This is a genomic window from Nocardioides sp. NPDC101246 (genome assembly GCF_044767415.1).
Lineage (GTDB): Bacteria > Actinomycetota > Actinomycetes > Propionibacteriales > Nocardioidaceae > Nocardioides.
The window spans coordinates 47,357-64,383 of the sequence record NZ_JBIWNX010000015.1; the positions used below are offsets into that span (position 1 = coordinate 47,357).

17 protein-coding genes are annotated in these 17,027 nt (G+C 68.8%); 2 read left to right on the forward strand and 15 right to left on the reverse strand.

Annotated features, from left to right (window positions below):
* Positions 1 to 128: 128 nt before the first annotated feature.
* Positions 129 to 1,376 carry an RNA polymerase sigma factor gene (locus ACIRON_RS24400; protein WP_402996328.1) on the reverse strand — a complete coding sequence of 416 codons (1,248 nt, stop codon included), beginning with the start codon at positions 1,374 to 1,376 and terminating at the stop codon, positions 129 to 131.
* Between the two features lie 7 nt (positions 1,377 to 1,383).
* Positions 1,384 to 1,758, reverse strand: a complete 375-nt coding sequence (locus ACIRON_RS24405; RefSeq protein ID WP_402996330.1) for a YciI family protein — start codon at positions 1,756 to 1,758, stop codon at positions 1,384 to 1,386.
* Positions 1,759 to 1,908: 150 nt separating this feature from the next.
* Between ACIRON_RS24405 and ACIRON_RS24410 the strand changes: the two genes are divergently transcribed.
* A complete protein-coding gene (locus tag ACIRON_RS24410; protein WP_402996332.1) occupies positions 1,909 to 3,231 on the forward strand; it encodes an MFS transporter in 1,323 nt (440 codons plus the stop codon).
* On the opposite strand, the gene ACIRON_RS24415 is transcribed toward ACIRON_RS24410, so the two are convergent.
* The 8 genes from ACIRON_RS24415 to ACIRON_RS24450 all read right to left on the reverse strand — a co-directional run bounded on the left by ACIRON_RS24415 (position 3,160) and on the right by ACIRON_RS24450 (position 11,857).
* Positions 3,160 to 4,041 (reverse strand): alpha/beta fold hydrolase, encoded by an 882-nt coding sequence (locus tag ACIRON_RS24415; protein ID WP_402996334.1) that lies wholly within the window; start codon positions 4,039 to 4,041, stop codon positions 3,160 to 3,162. The genes ACIRON_RS24410 and ACIRON_RS24415 overlap by 72 nt on opposite strands.
* Positions 4,042 to 4,221: 180 nt before the next feature.
* Entirely contained in the window at positions 4,222 to 5,325 is a 1,104-nt protein-coding gene (locus tag ACIRON_RS24420) for a glycosyltransferase family 2 protein (RefSeq protein ID WP_402996336.1), read from the reverse strand.
* 20 nt (positions 5,326 to 5,345) lie between these two features.
* Positions 5,346 to 6,701 carry a metallophosphoesterase gene (locus ACIRON_RS24425; protein WP_402996338.1) on the reverse strand — a complete coding sequence of 452 codons (1,356 nt, stop codon included), beginning with the start codon at positions 6,699 to 6,701 and terminating at the stop codon, positions 5,346 to 5,348.
* Positions 6,702 to 6,811: 110 nt separating this feature from the next.
* On the reverse strand, positions 6,812 to 7,717 hold the full coding sequence (locus ACIRON_RS24430) for a pseudouridine-5'-phosphate glycosidase (RefSeq protein WP_378727401.1): 906 nt from the start codon (positions 7,715 to 7,717) through the stop codon (positions 6,812 to 6,814).
* The gene (locus tag ACIRON_RS24435) at positions 7,714 to 8,652 is read right to left on the reverse strand and encodes a carbohydrate kinase family protein (protein ID WP_402996341.1); all 939 of its coding nucleotides are present in this window, start codon (positions 8,650 to 8,652) and stop codon (positions 7,714 to 7,716) included. Before ACIRON_RS24435 ends, ACIRON_RS24430 begins: the two co-directional genes overlap by 4 nt.
* A gap of 91 nt (positions 8,653 to 8,743) precedes the next feature.
* A complete protein-coding gene (locus ACIRON_RS24440) occupies positions 8,744 to 9,664 on the reverse strand; it encodes a calcium-binding protein (RefSeq protein WP_402996343.1) in 921 nt (306 codons plus the stop codon).
* Between the two features lie 164 nt (positions 9,665 to 9,828).
* Positions 9,829 to 11,097: an alpha-hydroxy-acid oxidizing protein gene (locus ACIRON_RS24445; protein WP_402996345.1), complete on the reverse strand. Its 1,269-nt coding sequence runs from the start codon at positions 11,095 to 11,097 to the stop codon at positions 9,829 to 9,831.
* A 115-nt stretch (positions 11,098 to 11,212) separates the two neighbouring features.
* Entirely contained in the window at positions 11,213 to 11,857 is a 645-nt protein-coding gene (locus tag ACIRON_RS24450) for a TetR/AcrR family transcriptional regulator (protein WP_402996347.1), read from the reverse strand.
* 72 nt (positions 11,858 to 11,929) lie between these two features.
* Here ACIRON_RS24450 and ACIRON_RS24455 point away from each other — a divergent pair, with 72 nt between their 5' ends.
* Positions 11,930 to 12,844 (forward strand): sterol desaturase family protein, encoded by a 915-nt coding sequence (locus ACIRON_RS24455; protein ID WP_402996349.1) that lies wholly within the window; start codon positions 11,930 to 11,932, stop codon positions 12,842 to 12,844.
* 61 nt (positions 12,845 to 12,905) lie between these two features.
* Here ACIRON_RS24455 and ACIRON_RS24460 read toward each other — a convergent pair whose 3' ends face one another.
* Genes ACIRON_RS24460 through serS form a run of 5 tightly spaced genes read right to left on the reverse strand, consistent with a single transcriptional unit; the run spans position 12,906 to position 16,980 of the window.
* Positions 12,906 to 13,517, reverse strand: a complete 612-nt coding sequence (locus ACIRON_RS24460; protein ID WP_402996351.1) for a hypothetical protein — start codon at positions 13,515 to 13,517, stop codon at positions 12,906 to 12,908.
* A complete protein-coding gene (locus ACIRON_RS24465; RefSeq protein ID WP_402996353.1) occupies positions 13,514 to 14,314 on the reverse strand; it encodes an HAD family hydrolase in 801 nt (266 codons plus the stop codon). Before ACIRON_RS24465 ends, ACIRON_RS24460 begins: the two co-directional genes overlap by 4 nt.
* On the reverse strand, positions 14,311 to 14,802 hold the full coding sequence (locus tag ACIRON_RS24470; RefSeq protein ID WP_402996355.1) for a GNAT family N-acetyltransferase: 492 nt from the start codon (positions 14,800 to 14,802) through the stop codon (positions 14,311 to 14,313). The genes ACIRON_RS24465 and ACIRON_RS24470 overlap by 4 nt, the downstream gene beginning before the upstream one ends.
* Positions 14,803 to 14,851: 49 nt before the next feature.
* The gene (locus ACIRON_RS24475; RefSeq protein ID WP_402996357.1) at positions 14,852 to 15,712 is read right to left on the reverse strand and encodes an HAD family hydrolase; all 861 of its coding nucleotides are present in this window, start codon (positions 15,710 to 15,712) and stop codon (positions 14,852 to 14,854) included.
* Entirely contained in the window at positions 15,709 to 16,980 is a 1,272-nt protein-coding gene (gene serS / locus ACIRON_RS24480; protein ID WP_402996359.1) for a serine--tRNA ligase, read from the reverse strand. Before serS ends, ACIRON_RS24475 begins: the two co-directional genes overlap by 4 nt.
* Positions 16,981 to 17,027: the final 47 nt, after the last annotated feature.

Sequence of the window (17,027 nt, forward strand, 5' to 3'; positions counted from 1 at the left end):
ACCAAAACAAAAACCCACCCCCCGTGGCGTTCACCCACCCGTTGTTGGGTTTAGCCCTGACCCAAAGTCATTATTTCCTCACTTTAATTCGGATTTCCCCCCCCCCACTACCCCAACGTCACGGCAGATCACCCCCCACCCAGCTGATCCCTCCGTCTGGTCAGCAGCGCGACCTCGGCGGCGTTCTCGGCGAGCTCGATGGCCCTGTCGTACGCCACCCGGGACTCGCCGCTGCGGCCGAGCCGGCGCAGCAGATCGGCTCGGGTGGCGTGGAAGGCGTGGTAGTCGTCCAGGCTGGACCCCAGGTGCCGGTCGATCTCGGCGAGCGCGACCTCGGGGCCGTCCAACTCGGCGACGGCGATCGCGCGGTTGAGCCGGACGATGGGAGAGCCGTCGACCCGGATCATCTGGTCGTAGAGCGCGACGATCTGGGACCAGTCGGTGTCGCGGGCGTCGCGCACCGAGGTGTGAACCGCGTTGATGGCGGCCAGGATCTGGTAGCGCCCGGGCCGTGGGCCCCCGTTCGCGACCACACCGAGCCGCTCGCGCACCAGCGCGTGGCCCTCGGCGATCAGCGCGAGATCCCAGGATCCGCGGTCCTGCTCGTCGAGCCGGACCAGCTCGCCGGTCGCCGAGATCCGGGCCGTACGCCGCGCCTCGATCAACAGCATCAGGGCCAGCAGGCCGGCGACCTCGCCGTCCTCGGGGAGCAGCGCTCGGACCAGGCGGGTCAGCCGGATGGCCTCGAGGGTCAGGTCGCCGCGTACGGAGTTCTCGTGGTCGCCGGAGGAGAGGTAGCCCTCGTTGAAGACCAGGAAGAGGACGGCCAGGACGCCCGAGACACGCTCGGGGAGGTCGGCCGCCTCGGGGACCCGGTAAGGGATGTGGGCTGCCTTGATCTTGGTCTTCGCGCGGGTGATCCGCTGGCCCATCGTGGTCTCCTGGACCAGGAAGGCCTTCGCGATCTCGGGCACGGTCAGGCCGCCGACCATACGCAGCGTCAGCGCGATCCGCGCCTCGGGCGCGAGCGCGGGATGGCAGCAGGTGAACAGCAGTCGGAGCCGGTCGTCCTCGATCGCGCCGAGAGGCTCGTGCGGGGTGTCATCGTGCATCGCGACGGCCTCCTTCTGCTTGTCGTCACGCTTGGACTCGCGGCGGATCCGGTCGATCGCGCGGCGGTTGGCGGTGGTGGTGAGCCAGGCGCCCGGGTTGGGGGGTACGCCATCGAGCGGCCAACGCTCGACTGCGACCGTGAACGCCTCGGCCGCGGCATCCTCGGCGATGTCGAGGTCGCCGAAGCGCCTGGCGAGGCTGGCGACCACCCGTGCCCACTCCTCTTGGTGGGCCCGGGTGATCGCCTCGTCGATATCCGTCAACGGTGGTTCACGCCTCGGGGCCGGTCTGCATCGGGCGCACCTCGACCTTGCCGAGGCAGGCCGCAGAGGCCTCGCCGGCCAGCTTGAGCGCGACGTCGAGGTCGGGGACGTCGATGATCCAGAAGCCGGCCATGTACTCCTTGGCCTCTGCGTAGGGGCCGTCGGTGATGACCGGCTTCTCACCCATGCCGTCGACGACGGTTGCCGTCTTCGCGGCATCGAGACCGTCGGCGAAGACGAAGTAGCCCTCCGCCTGGAGCTTGTCGTTGAACTTCCCGGTCGCCTCGAACGAGGCCATCATCTCCTCCGGCGAGGCGTAGCCGTAGTTCTCCTTCTCGTAGTCCGAGTCGGGACCCCAGACGGACATCAGGTACTTGGCCATGGTGCTCACTCCTTTGTGTCGGACGGCCTCGGTGACCGCCTCTCACCCTTGCTACGAACGTCTACATCACGATCCGACACCTCTCATCGGAATTTCTCCAGGTAAATTCAGTCGTTTAGCATTGGTAACCATGTTGGAGGCCCCGCAGAAGTGAGCATCACCGCCAAGCTCAAGGGCGCCGTCGCCGACACCCGCCCCCTCCAGGAGCCGCACTTCCGACGCCTGTGGATCGCCGGGATCATCACCATGATCGGCGCGCAGCTGACCGTCGTCGCGGTGCCGGCCCAGATCTATGCGGACACCGGCTCCTCGGCGTACGTCGGGCTGACGGGTGTCTTCGGGCTGGTCCCGCTGATCGTCTTCGGGCTCTACGGCGGCGCGCTCGCGGACCACTTCGACCGGCGTACGATCCTGATGGTCTCGACCATCGGGCTGATCGGCACCAGTGCGCTCTTCTGGCTCCAGTCCGCGCTCGGCAACACCAACGTCTGGCTGCTGCTGTGCCTCTTCTCGGTCCAGCAGGCCTTCTTCGCGGTCAACTCGCCGACCCGGAACTCGCTGCTGCCCAAGATCCTGCCCGCCCACCTGCTCCCGGCCGCCAACTCGCTGCAGATGACGGTCTTCCAGGCGGGTGCCATCGCGGGCCCGCTGGTCGCCGGCGTGATGCTGCCGTTCACCGGGTTCACCTGGCTGTACGCCATCGACACCGTCACCCTCTTCGCGACGCTCTACGCGGTCGTGCTGCTGCCGAGGCTCCCCGTCGAGGGCGCCGTCGCGAAGGTCCCCGGGCTGCGTTCGGTGTGGGACGGATTCGCCTACCTGCGGCAACAGCCGGTGCTGATGATGAGCTTCGTGGTCGACCTGATCGCGATGGTCTTCGCGATGCCACGGGCGCTGTTCCCGCAGATCGCGCACGAGTCCTTCGGCGGCCCCGCCGAGGGCGGGATCGCGTTCGCGCTGCTCTTCGCGGCCATCCCGGCGGGTGCGGTGATCGGCGGGATCTTCTCCGGCTGGGTCTCCCGGATCGAGGCCCAGGGGCGCGTGGTCATCTGGTGCATCGCCGTGTGGGCCCTCGGGATCACCCTGTTCGGGCTCACCGTCGGGTTCGCGGATCTCGCTGTGGACCAGCGCACCACGGCGCTGATGCTGGGCCTCGCCGTGTTCTTCATGATGGTCGCCGGCGCCGCCGACGTGGCCTCCGCGGCCATCCGGATGTCGATCCTGCAGTCGGCGGCCGACGACAACGTACGCGGCCGGCTGCAGGGAGTCTTCACGGTGGTCGTCGCGGGTGGCCCGCGGGTGGCCGACGTCCTGCACGGAGGCGCGGCGGCCGTGGTCGGCACCGCTATCGCGACCACCGGCGGCGGCCTGCTCAACCTCCTCGGGATCGCGCTGTGCGCGCTACTCGTCCCGAGCTTCCTCGCCTACCGGGTCAACCGGAGCGCCACCACCGACCACGAACTCACGAAGTAGGTCCGCGAGCAGCTCGGGCTGGTCGATCGGCACCAGCGTCGAGGAGTCCTTGACGATCTCCAACCGCGCGTCGGGATAGTGCGCGGCCAGGCGCGGGCCGTGCTCGGCGGGCATCATCGTGTCCTGGTCGGCCCAGACCACCAGCACCGGCTTGGTGAACTTCTGCTGCCCCTCGGCCAGCTCGAGCAGCTCGTCGCGACCAGGTGCGCCGCCGGCGAACTTGATGAAGTCGCGGCGGATCGCCCGGTCGGTCAGCGACGGCGCGAACCAGCCGTGAACGAGGTCGTCGTAGAGGTGGTAGCTCTTGTCGACCGACATCCCGCCGTAGCCGGAGCTCATCTGCCGGAAGCTCTCCATGCGGAACAGCTGCAGCGCGGCGGTGAACAGCGGCGGCATCTTCGAGAGCACCGCCAGCGGCCTGGCCGCCTTGGGCGGGTAATTGTCGAAGGCCTCGCACGCCACCAGCGCCAGCCGCGCGATGCGGTCGGTGCGGTCGGCGTTGATGAGGAACTGGCCACCGCCCCAGTCGTTGAGGACCAGGGTGACGTCGTGGAGGTCGAGCGCGTCGAGGAAGTCGCCGAGGATGCTCGCCACACCCTGCTGGCTGAGGTCCGCGTCGGGCCGCATCGGCTGACGGTGACCGCCCAGCGGGAGCGTCGGCCGGATCACCCGGAAGCCACCGAGGTAGGGCAGCGCACGGCGCCACACACGGCCGTCCATCGGCACTCCATGGAGGAGTACGAGGACAGGTCCGTCACCGCCGGTATCCTCGAAATCGATCGGACCGGCCGACAGCTCGACGCTGGGCATTCAGTGGGCTCCTCGAAGCAATGGCGTGGGGTGCCCACACCTTGCCCCCAGGGGGACCGCCGTGCAACGGGAATCGCCCAATTCCCTGCGCATCTGGGTACATCGCAGGTCTTAGGTCCCTGAGCCACTAGGGCCGTCTTATACGCCCCAGGGCTTCTGGTCGAGTCCGACGGATCGGGCTCAGAGTCCGACGGGCAGGTCCTCCGCGGCGGCGAACGCCTCGATCCCCTTGGCCGGACCCCGCTCGTCGATCGTCTCGATGAGAGCGGCGAGGTCGTCGCGGCGGTCCTGCGAGACCAGCCAGGCCATCAGGCGCTGGCCACGCGGGACGGTGGTCTCCTCGAAAGGGACCCCGGCGTCGTACCAGAACTCCAGGACGGCGCCGCGCAGCAGCGACCAGTAGCGGTCGGGGTCCTCGGTGGTGGGGTTGACCGACGCCCGGAAGTGCTCCCACATGTCGATCGGGAGGATCTCGGTGCGCAGCGTACGCATCAGCTTCGACGAGCCCGAGCCGGCCACGAGCTCGACGGTCTGGCGCTTGGTGGTGATCCGCTCGAGCAGGTTGGCGATCTGGGCACGCTTCTGGGTCGCGGAGGAGAAGTCGGAGCGGACCCGCCAGTCGTAGACGACGTCGGTGAGGATGTCGAAGTTCCTGGCGGCCAGGAACGCCTGGGTCAGGGCCACCTGATCCTGGTAGCGGGTGCGCTCGGGGAAGGTGATGTCGTTGTCGGTCCAGAAGGAGCGCCGGAAGATCTTGTTCCACACGAACACGTCCGCGAGCATCAGCGGGGCGTCCTCGATCCGGCATCTGAGGCGCGTCCGGGTGTGGTTGCGGCGCATCAGCGGGGTGACGTACCTCCGCTCCTCACCGTTCACGAGGGTGACGCGCTCGGCCGAGCCGACGACGAAGTCGGAGCCCGTACGCCGCAGCGTCTTCACCATCGTGCTCCAAGCGTCACGGGGCAGGATGTCATCGGGGTCGACGAAGGTGAGCAGGTCACCGGTGGTGGCCTCGATCCCGGTGTGACGGGCGACGGAGACACCGGAGTTGGGTTGGGTGATCAGGGTGACCCGGGGATCGTTGGCCGCGATGCCCTTGACGATCTCGGCAGATCCGTCGGTCGAGCCGTCGTCGACGACAACCACCTCGATGGCGCAGACCTCACGCAACGGCTGATGAAGGATGCTGTCGAGGCTGTCGGCGACGTAGTCGGCCACGTTGTAGACGGGCACGACGACGCTCAGCAGCCTCGGCTTCCTCCTTCTGAATCCCCCCACGCGCATCAACTCTAATTGGGTGCGCATCAACGCGTCCTAGCGATGGTGAGCGTGTCGACCTCGGAGCCGTCCGTGGCGATGACTTCGAGGTCCAGCCTCGCCTGCCCCTGGGCGTCGCGCGGGTGGGCGTCGAAGAATGCGACCGAGTGGGTCGCGTCGCCGACGGCGCGGTAGGTGGTGGGCTCGGGGATCTTCAGGCCGTGCGCGTCGGTGTAGTAGGAGAGCACCGGCAGGACGTCGGGGTAGGTCGAGCCGCCACCGCCGCCCGCGGTGATGTAGATCGTCCCGTGGTTGGTGCTGACCGTGGAGCCGCGCGGCGCCTCCTGGACCGGCCTGCCGTCGCGCATCAGGTGGGTGCGCTCGTAGCAGTGGTTGTGGCCGTTGATCACGACGTCGACCTGGTAGCGGTCGAAGAGCGCCTCCCAGCGGTCGCGGATGCCGCCGTCCGAGGCGTGCGCGATGTTGGTGCAGTAGGCGCACTGGTGGAAGCCGACCAGGATGAAGTCGATGTCGTTACGGCCCCGGAAGTCGGTGAGCTGCTGCTCGAGCCAGCCGTCGAGGGTGCCTCCGAGGTATCCCGCGTTCCGCGTGTACTCGTACGTCGCGTCGTTGCCGTCGAGGGCGATGAAGGCCACGTTGCCGCGGACGAAGGAGTAGGTCTCCTGTCCGCCGCCGGCACCGTTGTCGGGGTGGCGGAAGCGAGCGCGGTGGCCGTCGTAGCCGAGCTCGCCGTTGCCGTTCTCCATCTCGTGGTTCCCGACGACGGTCATCCACGGGATCGCGTTGGCGCTGGGCTGGATCTGGGTCAGGAGCTCGTCCCAGACACCGAAGTCCTGCTGCGTCTTCCTGCTCTTGCCCTGGCCTCCGGTGTCGGCGTACGCGATGTCGCCGACGACGAAGGCGAACTCGGCGCGCTGCTGACGGATCAGGTTCACGTTGCGCGCGGCGTCCTCGGCCACACCCATGTCGCCGAAGGCGGCGAACCGGAAGGACCCCGTGGTCTTCGGGGCGGTGGTGAACGAGCCCCTGGTCGGGGTGCCCCCGTCGTGGCTGAGCCGGTAGTAGTAGTGCGTGCCCGCTCGCAGGTCGCTGAGGTCAACGTGGTGGTAGACGCTGTCGACCCGGATCGTGGAGAGCGACTCGGGTCGCACGGTGAGGCCGTAGTCGGGCGTCACGCCCAGGTCCAGCCGCGGCGCCTGCACCGACCCGGCGGTCGACCAGGAGACATTCATCTGCTTGACCGGGTCGGCCCCGTAGGACAGATGTACGCCGGTGGCCGGCGCGGCCGACCTGGCCGCCTGTGTCCACAGCACCGGGCCGGCGACGACGCCGGCACCACCGATCAGGCCGGCCTTGAGCAGTGTGCGCCTGGAAGGGGCCATCGTGGTGGGGCCAATGTGGGGGCTATCGGTCACGGGAGGATCAACGCATAGGTAGACGAGACGTTAGGCCACGTGCGGTGTCGCCGGGGTGAACGAGTGGTGATCGTTCGTCACGCGGCAACATGAGATGCTGCCATTTGCGCGCCGAAGGCTGCGTTGTCGCGTACCAGCGCGATGTTGGTCGCCAGGGAGTCACCGCCGGTCAGCTCGACGATCCTGGCGAGCAGGAACGGGGTGATGTCCTTGCCGTGGATGTCGCGTGCCTCGGCGTCGGCGAGGGCCTGGTCGATGTGTTTCCCGATCACCTCGGCGGGGATCTCGTCGGCGACCGGGACCGGGTTGGCGATGACCAGGCCGCTGGGGAGGCCGAGGTCCCAGGTGGCTTTCATCACCGCGGCAGCCTCGTCGGGGCCGTCGATGCGCAGCGGCGCCGCGAACCCGGAGCTGCGGGAGTAGAAGGCCGGGAACTCGTCGCTCCCGTTGACCAGGACCGGCACCCCATAGGTCTCCAGGGTCTCCAGGGTCAGGCCGATGTCGAGGATCGACTTCACCCCGGCGCTGACCACCGCGACCTGGGTGCGGGCGAGCTCGGTCAGGTCGGCGGAGATGTCGAAGGACGTCGCCGCACCCCGGTGTACGCCACCGAGCCCGCCGGTCACGAACGTCCTGATCCCGACCATGGCCGCCAGGCGCATGGTGGCCGCGACCGTGGTCGCGCCGTGGAGACCGCGGGCGACGACGTACGGGAGGTCGCGGACGCTGACCTTGGTCACCTCGGGGTCGGAGGCGAGCAGCTCGAGGTCGTCCTGGTCGAGGCCGGCGCGCGGGACGCCGTCGAGCAGCGCGATCGTGGCCGGGACGGCGCCGTTGTCGCGCACGATCTGCTCGACCTCGGTGGCCATCTTGACGTTGTCGGGATAGGGCATGCCGTGGCTGATGATGGTCGACTCGAGCGCGACGACCGGTCGGCCCTCGGCGAGCGCCGTGGCGACCTCCTCGGTGAGCCTCACCTTCACGCGAGCTCCCGCACGAGGGTCTCGTTGAGGTCCATCCGGACGGTGTCGTGGGTGCCACAGGTCAGCGCTGCCGCGGCGTGCCCGAACCGGGCCGCCTCGACCAGGTCGACGTCACGGAGAACCTCGTGCGTGAACGCGGCCAGCATCGCGTCGCCGGCGCCGGTGACGTCGACGACGTCGGTCGGCACAGCGGGAAGCTCCTGGTAGACGTCGTTGTAGCTGATCACCGAGCCGCGCGCGCCGAGGCGCACCCAGACGACGCCGACACCGCGGTCGTGCAGCGAGTGGACGGCCTTCTCGATCTCGGCATCGGTGCCGGCGGGCAGGTCGGTCAGCGCGGCCAGCTCGGCCTGGTTGGGCGTGACCAGGTAGAGCTCGCGATCGGCCCGGATCAGGTCCCGCGCCCGCCTCGCCTTCGACACCGAGACCGGGTCGAACCCGACGGGCACGCCGAACTCGCGGGCGAGGTCGATCGCCACGTCGGCGGTGCGGACCGGGATGTTGCCCTCGACGAGCACACCACGAGCGTTCTTGATCAAATCGCGGGCCGCCTCCACCACCAGCGGGGAGAACTCGTCGGTCGCGGCCATGTCGGCCACCGCGACCACCAGCTCACCGGAGGAGTCGAGCACGGCGTTGTACGTGCCGGTGCGTACGTCTGCCCGGCGTCGGACGTAGGTGCAGTCGACGCCGACATCCTCGGTGTAGCTGATCACCTCGTCGCCGATCGGGTCGTCACCGACGACCGAGACCAGCGCCACCGAGTCGCCCAGCCGGGCGAGGTTCTCCGCGACGTTGCGGCCCACCCCACCGGGCGAGAGGCCGGCGGAACCGGACATGCTCGAACCCATCACCACCTGCTCGTGGGCCCGAGCGTGGAGATCCATGTTGGAGCCGCCGATCACGACGATGTCTGGCGGAGATTGCGGGTTCATCACTTGCATCGTAAGTGGGGTGCTCAGATCGCGCCCCCTCATAAAGTATGAACTTGGCGCGGCCGAGGGGTGATGACGCGACCTGGTCGAGCTAGTACGTCAGTCGGTCGGCGCCGCTTCCTCCGGCAAGCTTGTCGGCTCCAGACCCACCGATGAGTCGGTCCTGACCGTCTCCGCCGGACAAGGTGTCGTTGCCGGATCCACCAGAGAGCCAGTCCCTGCCGACGCCACCGAACACCTCGTCGGAGCCACCGCCGGCCTCGACCTCGTCATTGCCGCCCTCACCCCAGATCCGGTCGCCATCGCCACCACCCTTGATCACGTCGTCGCCGGACGATCCCCAGATCCGGTCGCGCCCGTCCTCCCCGATGAGCCGGTCGGCCCCGGCGCCTCCGTACATCCTGTCGTCTCCGCCGACGCCGTAGACCCCGTCGTTGCCGGCACCGCCATAGACGTAGTCCTGGTCCGCCCCGCCGACGAGGAAGTCGTCACCGAGACCTCCGTAGATACGGTCGTTGCCCGGCCCCGCCCACATCGCGTCGTTGCCGGCGCCGCCGTAGACGACGTCGTTCCCCGCACCGCCGTAGACGTCGCCGCCGCCGCGGGCTCGGACGTAGACCGTGTCCGCACCGTTACCCGCGCTGATGTAGGTCCAATTGTTGCTGCCGTAGATGGTGTCGTTGCCGTTGCCACCGTAGAGCTCGGGCCCGGAGTACTCGACGATGCCACCGTAGATGACATCGTCACCATCGCCTCCGTAGATCTTTCCGCGCGGACCGTCGTCCAGGCGACAGATCGTGTCGTCGCCCGCAAGGCCATAGGTTTCGTCGACGTCGTACCCGGTGAGGATGACATCGTCGCCGTTGGTGGGCCTCTCGCCGTACCTCATGTCGACGGTGACCGTCTTACCGCCGCAGGTGGCGCCCCCGGCGGCAGCGGCGGGCCCGACAACGACCACGGCAGCGGGAAGAACAACAGCAGCGGCTACGGCGTGGCACCAACGAAAACGCATGAGCGAGCTCCATCTATCCGAACGAGCGAGTCGAGCAGTCACCTCGTCCCGGACACGATCGATCTGCGAGCGGGACGCTAGCAGCGCAGGCGTGTCGGCAGGGGTGAACCCGGCGTCCGTTCACAACCTGTGCCCGACGCGAGGAGCACCAGTGCCCCCGAGCTTCAGCCGAGGAGCTCGCGGCCGATCTCGTCGACGGAGCGGCAGCCGACGAGACCGAGGGAGAGGTCGAGCTCGGCGATCATGTGCTCCAGGACGGCCTGGACACCGGCGGCACCGGCGAGGGCGAGGCCGTAGACGTAGGGGCGGCCGAGGAGGACCGCGTCGGCACCCAGGGCGAGCGCCTTGAGGATGTCGGCGCCGGAGCGGATGCCGGAGTCGAAGAGGACCGGGATGCGGCCGTCGACCTCGTCGACGATGCTCGGCAGGGCGTCGATCGACGCGATGGCGCCGTCGACCTGACGGCCACCGTGGTTGGAGACGATGATCCCGTCCACGCCGTGCTCGAGCGCGCGCCGGGCGTCCTCGGGCGCCTGGAGCCCCTTCAGCACGATCGGCAGGTCGGTCATCTCCCGTAGCCGGTCGAGATCGTCCCAGATCAGGTCGGAGCGGGAGAAGACATCGAGGAAGGTCTCGACCGCGGCTCGGGCGTGGCCGGAGCGGAGGTTGTCGACGAGCTTGCCGGGATGGTGCTGGGCCATGGAGGCGACCGCGGTGAGCGCCGAGGGGATCTCCCGGAGCCCGGGTCGCACACTCATCCCGGAGCCCGCCGCGAGCCGCTCCTCGACGAGCGCACGGAAGGCGGGGTCGGAGGTGTACTGGGCGATCCCGAGTCCCCGGGCGAAGGGCAGATAGCCCAGATCGAGATCACGCGTACGCCACCCCAGCATGTGCGTGTCGAGGGTGACGACCAGCGCGTCGGAGCCGATGGCCTCGGCGCGGCGTACGAAGGACTCGACGATCGACTCGTCCTTCGACCAGTAGAGCTGGTAGAGCCGCGGGGTGTCGCCCAGGTCCTCGGCGACCTCCTCCATCGGGACCGATGCCTGGGTGGAGATCACCATCGGGATGCCCGTCGCGCGGGCCGCCGCGGCGACCTCGTGCTCGGCGCGGGGGTGGGCCAGCTCGAGCACGCCGACCGGGCCGAGCATCAGCGGCGCCGGCATGTCCACACCGAACAGGGTGGTGCGCAGGTCGCGGCTCTCGACGTTGGTGAGCATGCGCGGCACCAGCCGGTAGTGGTCGAAGGCGGCGGTGTTGGCGGCGACGGTTCGCTGCTGGCCGGCACCGCCGTCGACGTACGCCCAGGCCTCCTTGCTCATCGCCCGCTGGGCGGCCTCGGCGAGCGCCGAGGGTTCGGTCGGCACCACGGGACGGTGGCCGAACAGGCCCTTGCGGAAGATGGCCGACTGCAGGTCTCTGCCGATGCTCACGCGCGAAGGCTACTCGCGGAGGGCATTTTCCCGCCATGGCGGGCTTTTGCCGACGGTCTCGCCGATCTGGGGCGGCATTTTCCCGCCATGGCGGGAAAATGCCCCGCGCACCCGCTCAGCGCCCGGCCGGGTCGGCCACGACCGCCGCGGGCGGCTCCGCGCCGGAGAGCCCCACGATGAGCCGGTAGCACCGCGCGGTCATCTCGCTCCGCGTGACCTCGGGATGATCGAGCCACCAGGTGACGAGCGAGTCGACGACGTTCATCCACACGGCGGTCATCGCGGAGACATCGAGCGGGTCGTCGTCACCGACGAGCGCCATCAGCTCGCCGACGCCCTCCATCGCCAGCCGGGTGATCCGGTCGGTGTAGACGGCCCTCACGGCGGCGACGTCACCCGTGTCCGGGGCGGTCCCGTCGAAGAAGAGCCGCCACAGCCACGGCTGGGGCTCGAGGATGCTGAAGATCCCGTCGAGGGTGCGCAGACCGCGCTCGAGACCGACCGAGTCGTCGGCGGCGACCCGCTCCATGTCGCCGGCCAGCAGCTCGGCGCCGTAGGTGAGGCAGGCGGAGAAGAGGCCTTCCTTGGAACCGAAGTACTGGTAGACCAGCGGTTTCGAGATGCCCGCGTCGGCAGCGATCCCCGCGACCGACGCCTTGGCGAATCCGATGGTGCCGAACACCTCACAGGCTGCCCGCACGATCTGCAGCTCGCGGTCGGCGCGCGGGACGCCCTTGGTTCCAGCGTTGGCCCGTGACATGTCCAAGAGTCTAGCGGCGGCATATGACCTTGAGGTAACTTACTCGAAGGTCATATCCCTGGGAGGTCCCCCATGAACGACATGCTCGACCCGTTGAAGAACCCCTTGACGTACGCCATCCCGTTCTTCCTGATCTCGATCCTCATCGAACTGGCGGCGCTGAAATGGCTCGACCACGACGACAACCTGGCCGGTTACGTCTTCAAGGACGCGCGCACCTCGGTGCTGATGGGCCTCGGCTCGATCGTGTCGATGACCGTGTTCAAGGTGCTGACCTTCGCGGTCTACACGGCGATCTTCGCCTACGCGTCGCTGTGGCAGATTCCGGAGACGTGGTGGGGCCTGGCGATCTCGGTCGTGGTCGTCGACCTCGCCTACTACTGGAACCACCGCTTCGTGCACCGGACCCGAGTCGGCTGGGCAGCCCACCAGGCACACCACTCGAGCGAGTACATGACGTTCGCGACCGCGCTGCGGCAGAAGTGGAACCCGTGGTTCGAGTTCTTCTTCTTCCTGCCGCTGCCGTTCCTCGGCATCTCCCCGGCGGCGATCTACATCGCCTTCTCGATCAACCTGATCTACCAGTTCTTCGTGCACACCGAGACGATCGGCAAGCTGTGGCGTCCGATCGAGCTCGTCCTCAACACCCCGAGCCACCACCGCGTCCACCACGGCTCCGACCCGGAGTACCTGGACAAGAACTACGCCGGCATCCTGATCATCTGGGACCGCCTCTTCGGGACGTTCCAGCCGGAGGTCCAGCGCCCGACGTACGGCCTGACCTACAAGGTCGACACCTACAACCTTCTCCGGCTGGAGTACGGCGCCTTCCGTGAGCTCTGGAACGACGTACGCAGCGCCGACGGCTGGCGGCTCAAGCTGAGCTACGCCTTCCGGCCGCCGGGGTGGGCGCCGGAGGCCGGCCTATCGTCGAGGCAGCGGCCGGAGCCTGTCGAAGGGTATGCAGACCAGCGGACACATCCCTAGCGGAACTCCGCACGGGATGTGAGCCTTCGGCTGCATACCTCGACGAAGGAACCGCCCGGCGTCAGGAAGCCTTTCGCCGCCCGAGGATCATCACGATGATCAGACCGAGGATGCCGACGACGACGAGCGCGACACCGGGGGCGGCGACCTCGACGAGCTTCTGACCCTCGGGAGAAGCGGGCTCGCTGAAGCTCACCTGCTGGGGCTCGGGGGCGATCACCTCGGGGAACTCCTTGGCGATCTCGGCCTGGAGCTTGTCGGTGTATTCCTCGACGCGCGGCGCGCTGCCTGCGGCGAGGATCGTGCCGCCCTTCTTCTGCACGAAGAAGTAGTAGTCCTCGTTGGCGGTCAGCGACTTCTTCTGGCACACACCGGGGTTGAGCGCGACGTCGAGGTTGCTGCCGCCGGTGACGCCCTTGAGCGCCTTGACGACGGTCACCGGGTAGACCACCTGGCCCTTGGCGCCGGCCTTCCCGGGCCCGGTCACCCGCGCATGGAAGACCAGCGGCTCCTTGACCGCGTCGCTGAGCACGAAGGCGGGGCACTTCGCGGGAGCCGCAACCGGGGATGCCGAGGCAGGGGCGGGGCTCGTCATGACCACCGCTGCCACCGCAAGAGCGAAGGCAGCGAGGAACTGGGGGACGCGGCGCATGGCGAAGATCAAACCAGTCACAGGCCGAAGACTCCAGCCAGGACCCGCGCGACACCGTCATCTTCGTGCCCGGGCGCCAGGTGCGACGCGCACGCGACCACGCTCGGATGGGCGTCCGCCATGGCGTACGAGGTCCCGGCCCAGGTCAGCATCGGCAGGTCGTTGGGCATGTCACCGAAGGCGATCACGTCCGCATCGGAGATGCCGAGCTCGGTGCAGACCAGCTCCAGCGTGGAGGCCTTGGTGACGCCGGGAGCACTGATCTCCAGCAGCGGGAACGACGAGTGGGTGACGTTGACGCGATCACCGACGACGGCCGCCGCGGCCGCGAGCAGCTCGTCGGCGTCGTCGTGGTCGTGACGCCGGGCGAGCAGCTTGATCAGCGGCTCGTCGGCGAGCTCCTCGATCGGCGCGATGCGCTTGGCGGGCCGGAGGGCATCGGAGGTGTGGGCCGCGAACTCGGGCTCGCACGACCAGCCCTCGAGCGACTCGGTCGCGAAGACCAGCCCGGGGACCTCGTCCTTCAGCACCGCCGCCACCTCGGCGGTCAGGGTCGGCTCGATCAGCCGGGAGAGCCGGGGCTGATCGGTCGCGACGTCCCAGACCAGCGCTCCGTTGGAGACGATCGCCAGCCCGACGCTGCCGATGTGCTCGAAGAGCTCGCGGGTCCAGCGCAGCGGACGACCGGTCACGAAGATGACCGGCACGCCGATCTCCTCGAGCTTCACGAGCACGTCACGCGTGAAGTCCGAGACCGAACCGTCCGCTCTGACCAGGGTGCCGTCCAGGTCGGTGGCGACCAGCTTCGGCATCGTCATTCCTCTATTCTGCCACCCGGGACCGGCCTGGCCATCACCAGATGCCCGTCCTCGTCGGCGCCGCGCAGCTCGGTGAACCCGCACTTGGCGAGCACTCGGAGGCTGGCGGCGTTGGTGGGCTCGACAGAAGCCCGGATGCGTACGCCCTCTTCGTCCGCGCACGCCAGCAGACCCTTGAGCGCCTCGGTCGCGAATCCCCACCCGCGTGCCTCTTCGATCAGGCCGTAGCCGACCTCGGCCTCCGGGGTGCCGTCAGCGGCGGCGGCAGGTGGCCCGAAGAAGCCGATCGAACCGAGTACGGTCCCGTTGCGCATGATGTAGCGGGAGCTCCACCGGTCACCCTCGACCCACATCGTCGCCGCGTCGCGGTCGTCCTCGCGCGGGAACTGCGGGTGCCAGCTCTGCGGCCGCCCGATCGATCCGTCGGGATCGCGGATGGCCTCGACGTCGGCGCGGGTCCACAACGGCAGCGTCAGCCGCTCAGTCATGATGGTGGTGGGAAGGGTCACGAGCGCCAAGACTCTCAGAACAGCACTTTCAGAACCAGCGGGAGAGTTCCAGCGCCGCGCCGTCGTCGGCGACGTGGGCCGTCACCGCGTCAGCAATGGCCTGGACGACGTCGGGCGCGTTGCCCATCGCCACCCCGCGGCCCGCCCATTCGAGCATCTCGACGTCGTTGCGGCCGTCACCGATGGCGAGTACGTCGGCGGGCTCGAGGTCGAGCTGGTCGCAGACGTAGGAGAGGCCCGACGCCTTGGAGACGCCGACCGGGGTGAGGTCGAGCCAGGCGGTGTAGCCGACGACGTAGTCGATGCCGTGCAGACCGAGCTCGCGGCCGAGGGCGAGGAAGTCCTCGGGGGTCGCGTCGGGGTCGCGGATGATCACCCGGGAGACCGGGCCGGCGACCATCTCCTCGACGGGAGCGACGAGGTTCTCACCGTTGCCCAGCTCGCCCGGCGGGAACGGCCGGTTGAACCGGTAGCCGATGCCGCGGTTCTCCACCGCGACCAGCACGTTCGGCCGCTGCGCCAAGATCTTCTCGACCGCCTCGCGGGCGTCGAAGGTCTCCTCGTGCACCACGTCGACCGGCGGGTAGCGCAGCACCACCGCACCGTTGGACGCAACGATCCACAGCCGGTCCGCCCCCTCGTCCGGGATGCCGATCAGGTCGGCGATCCCGGTCATCGAGTGGGCCGAGCGACCGGAGGAGAGCACCACGTGGGCCCCGGCGTCGTACGCCCGGCGGACCGCGTCGCGCACCTTGTCCGAGAGCGCCTCGGACGGCGTGCCCGTTCCGTCGACCCAGCGCAGCAGGGTGCCGTCGATGTCGAGCGCGACGACCTTGGGCCGCCAGGCGGCCTCACCGGGCCGAGCGGTGGTGCTCTCGGTCGTGCTCACTTCTGGATCGGCTCCAGGACCTCGCGGCCGAGCCACTTCTGCAGCGCCTTCGGCACCCGCACCGAGCCGTCGGCCTGCTGGTGGGTCTCCAGGACGGCGACGATGGCGCGGGTGATCGCGGTCAGCGTGCCGTTGAGGGTGGCGACCGGGGTGGTGCCACTCTCGGTGCGCTGCCGGATGTCGAGGCGGCGCGCCTGGAAGGTGGTGCAGTTGGACGCCGAGGTGAGCTCGCGGTACTTCCCCTGGGTCGGGATCCACGCCTCGCAGTCGAACTTCCGCAGCGCCGAAGGACCGAGGTCGCCCGCGGCGACGTCGATGACCTGGTACGCCAGCTCGAGCTTGTCCAGGAACGACTTCTCCCACTCGAGGAGACGCTGGTGCTCGGCGTACGACTCCTCGACGGTGGTGTAGACGAACATCTCCACCTTCTCGAACTGGTGGACCCGGATGATGCCCTTGGTGTCCTTGCCCGCCGAGCCGGCCTCCTTGCGGAAGCACGACGAGAACGCGGCGTAGCGCCGCGGCAGCGTGTCGGGGTCGAGGATCTCGTCGGAGTGGTACGCCGCCATCGGCACCTCCGAGGTGCCGACGAGGTAGAGGTCGTCGTCCTCGATCTTGTAGACGCCGTCATCGACCTGGTCGAGGAAGCCGGTGCCCTCCATCGCCTCCGGGCGCACCAGCGCCGGGGCGATGACCTGGGTGAACCCGGCCTCGCGGGCCTGCTCCATCGCCAGGTTGATCAGCGCGAACTCGAGCTCCGCGCCGACCCCGGTCAGGAAGTAGAAGCGGCTGCCCGAGACCTTGGCGCCGCGCTCGAGGTCGATCGCGCCGAGGAGCTTGCCGAGCTCGACGTGGTCACGCGGCTCGAAGCCCTCGGCCTCGAAGTCACGGGGCTTGCCGACCTTCTCGATCAGGACGAAGTCGTCCTCACCGCCGGCCGGAGCGTCGTCGGCGAGGTTGGGGATGGCCTTGAGGGCCTTCTTCCACTCCTCCTCGGCCTCCGCCTGAGCTGCGTCGGCCGCCTTGACGGCGACCGCGAGGTCCTTCACCTCGGCCAGCAGCTGCTGCTTCTCCTCGCCCTTGGCCTGGGCGACCTTCTTGCCCATCTGCTTCTGCTCGGCCCGCTTGGCTTCGAAGTCCGCGATCGCCGCGCGCCGGGCGCTGTCCGCGGACAGCGCCCGGTCCACCACGTCGGAGGACGCGCCACGGCGCTCCTGCGAGGCACGTACGCGGTCGGGGTCTTCGCGGAGGATGCGCGGGTCGATCATGCGGCAAGGCTAGTCGACCGGACCACCAGATCTCACTTCAGTAATCG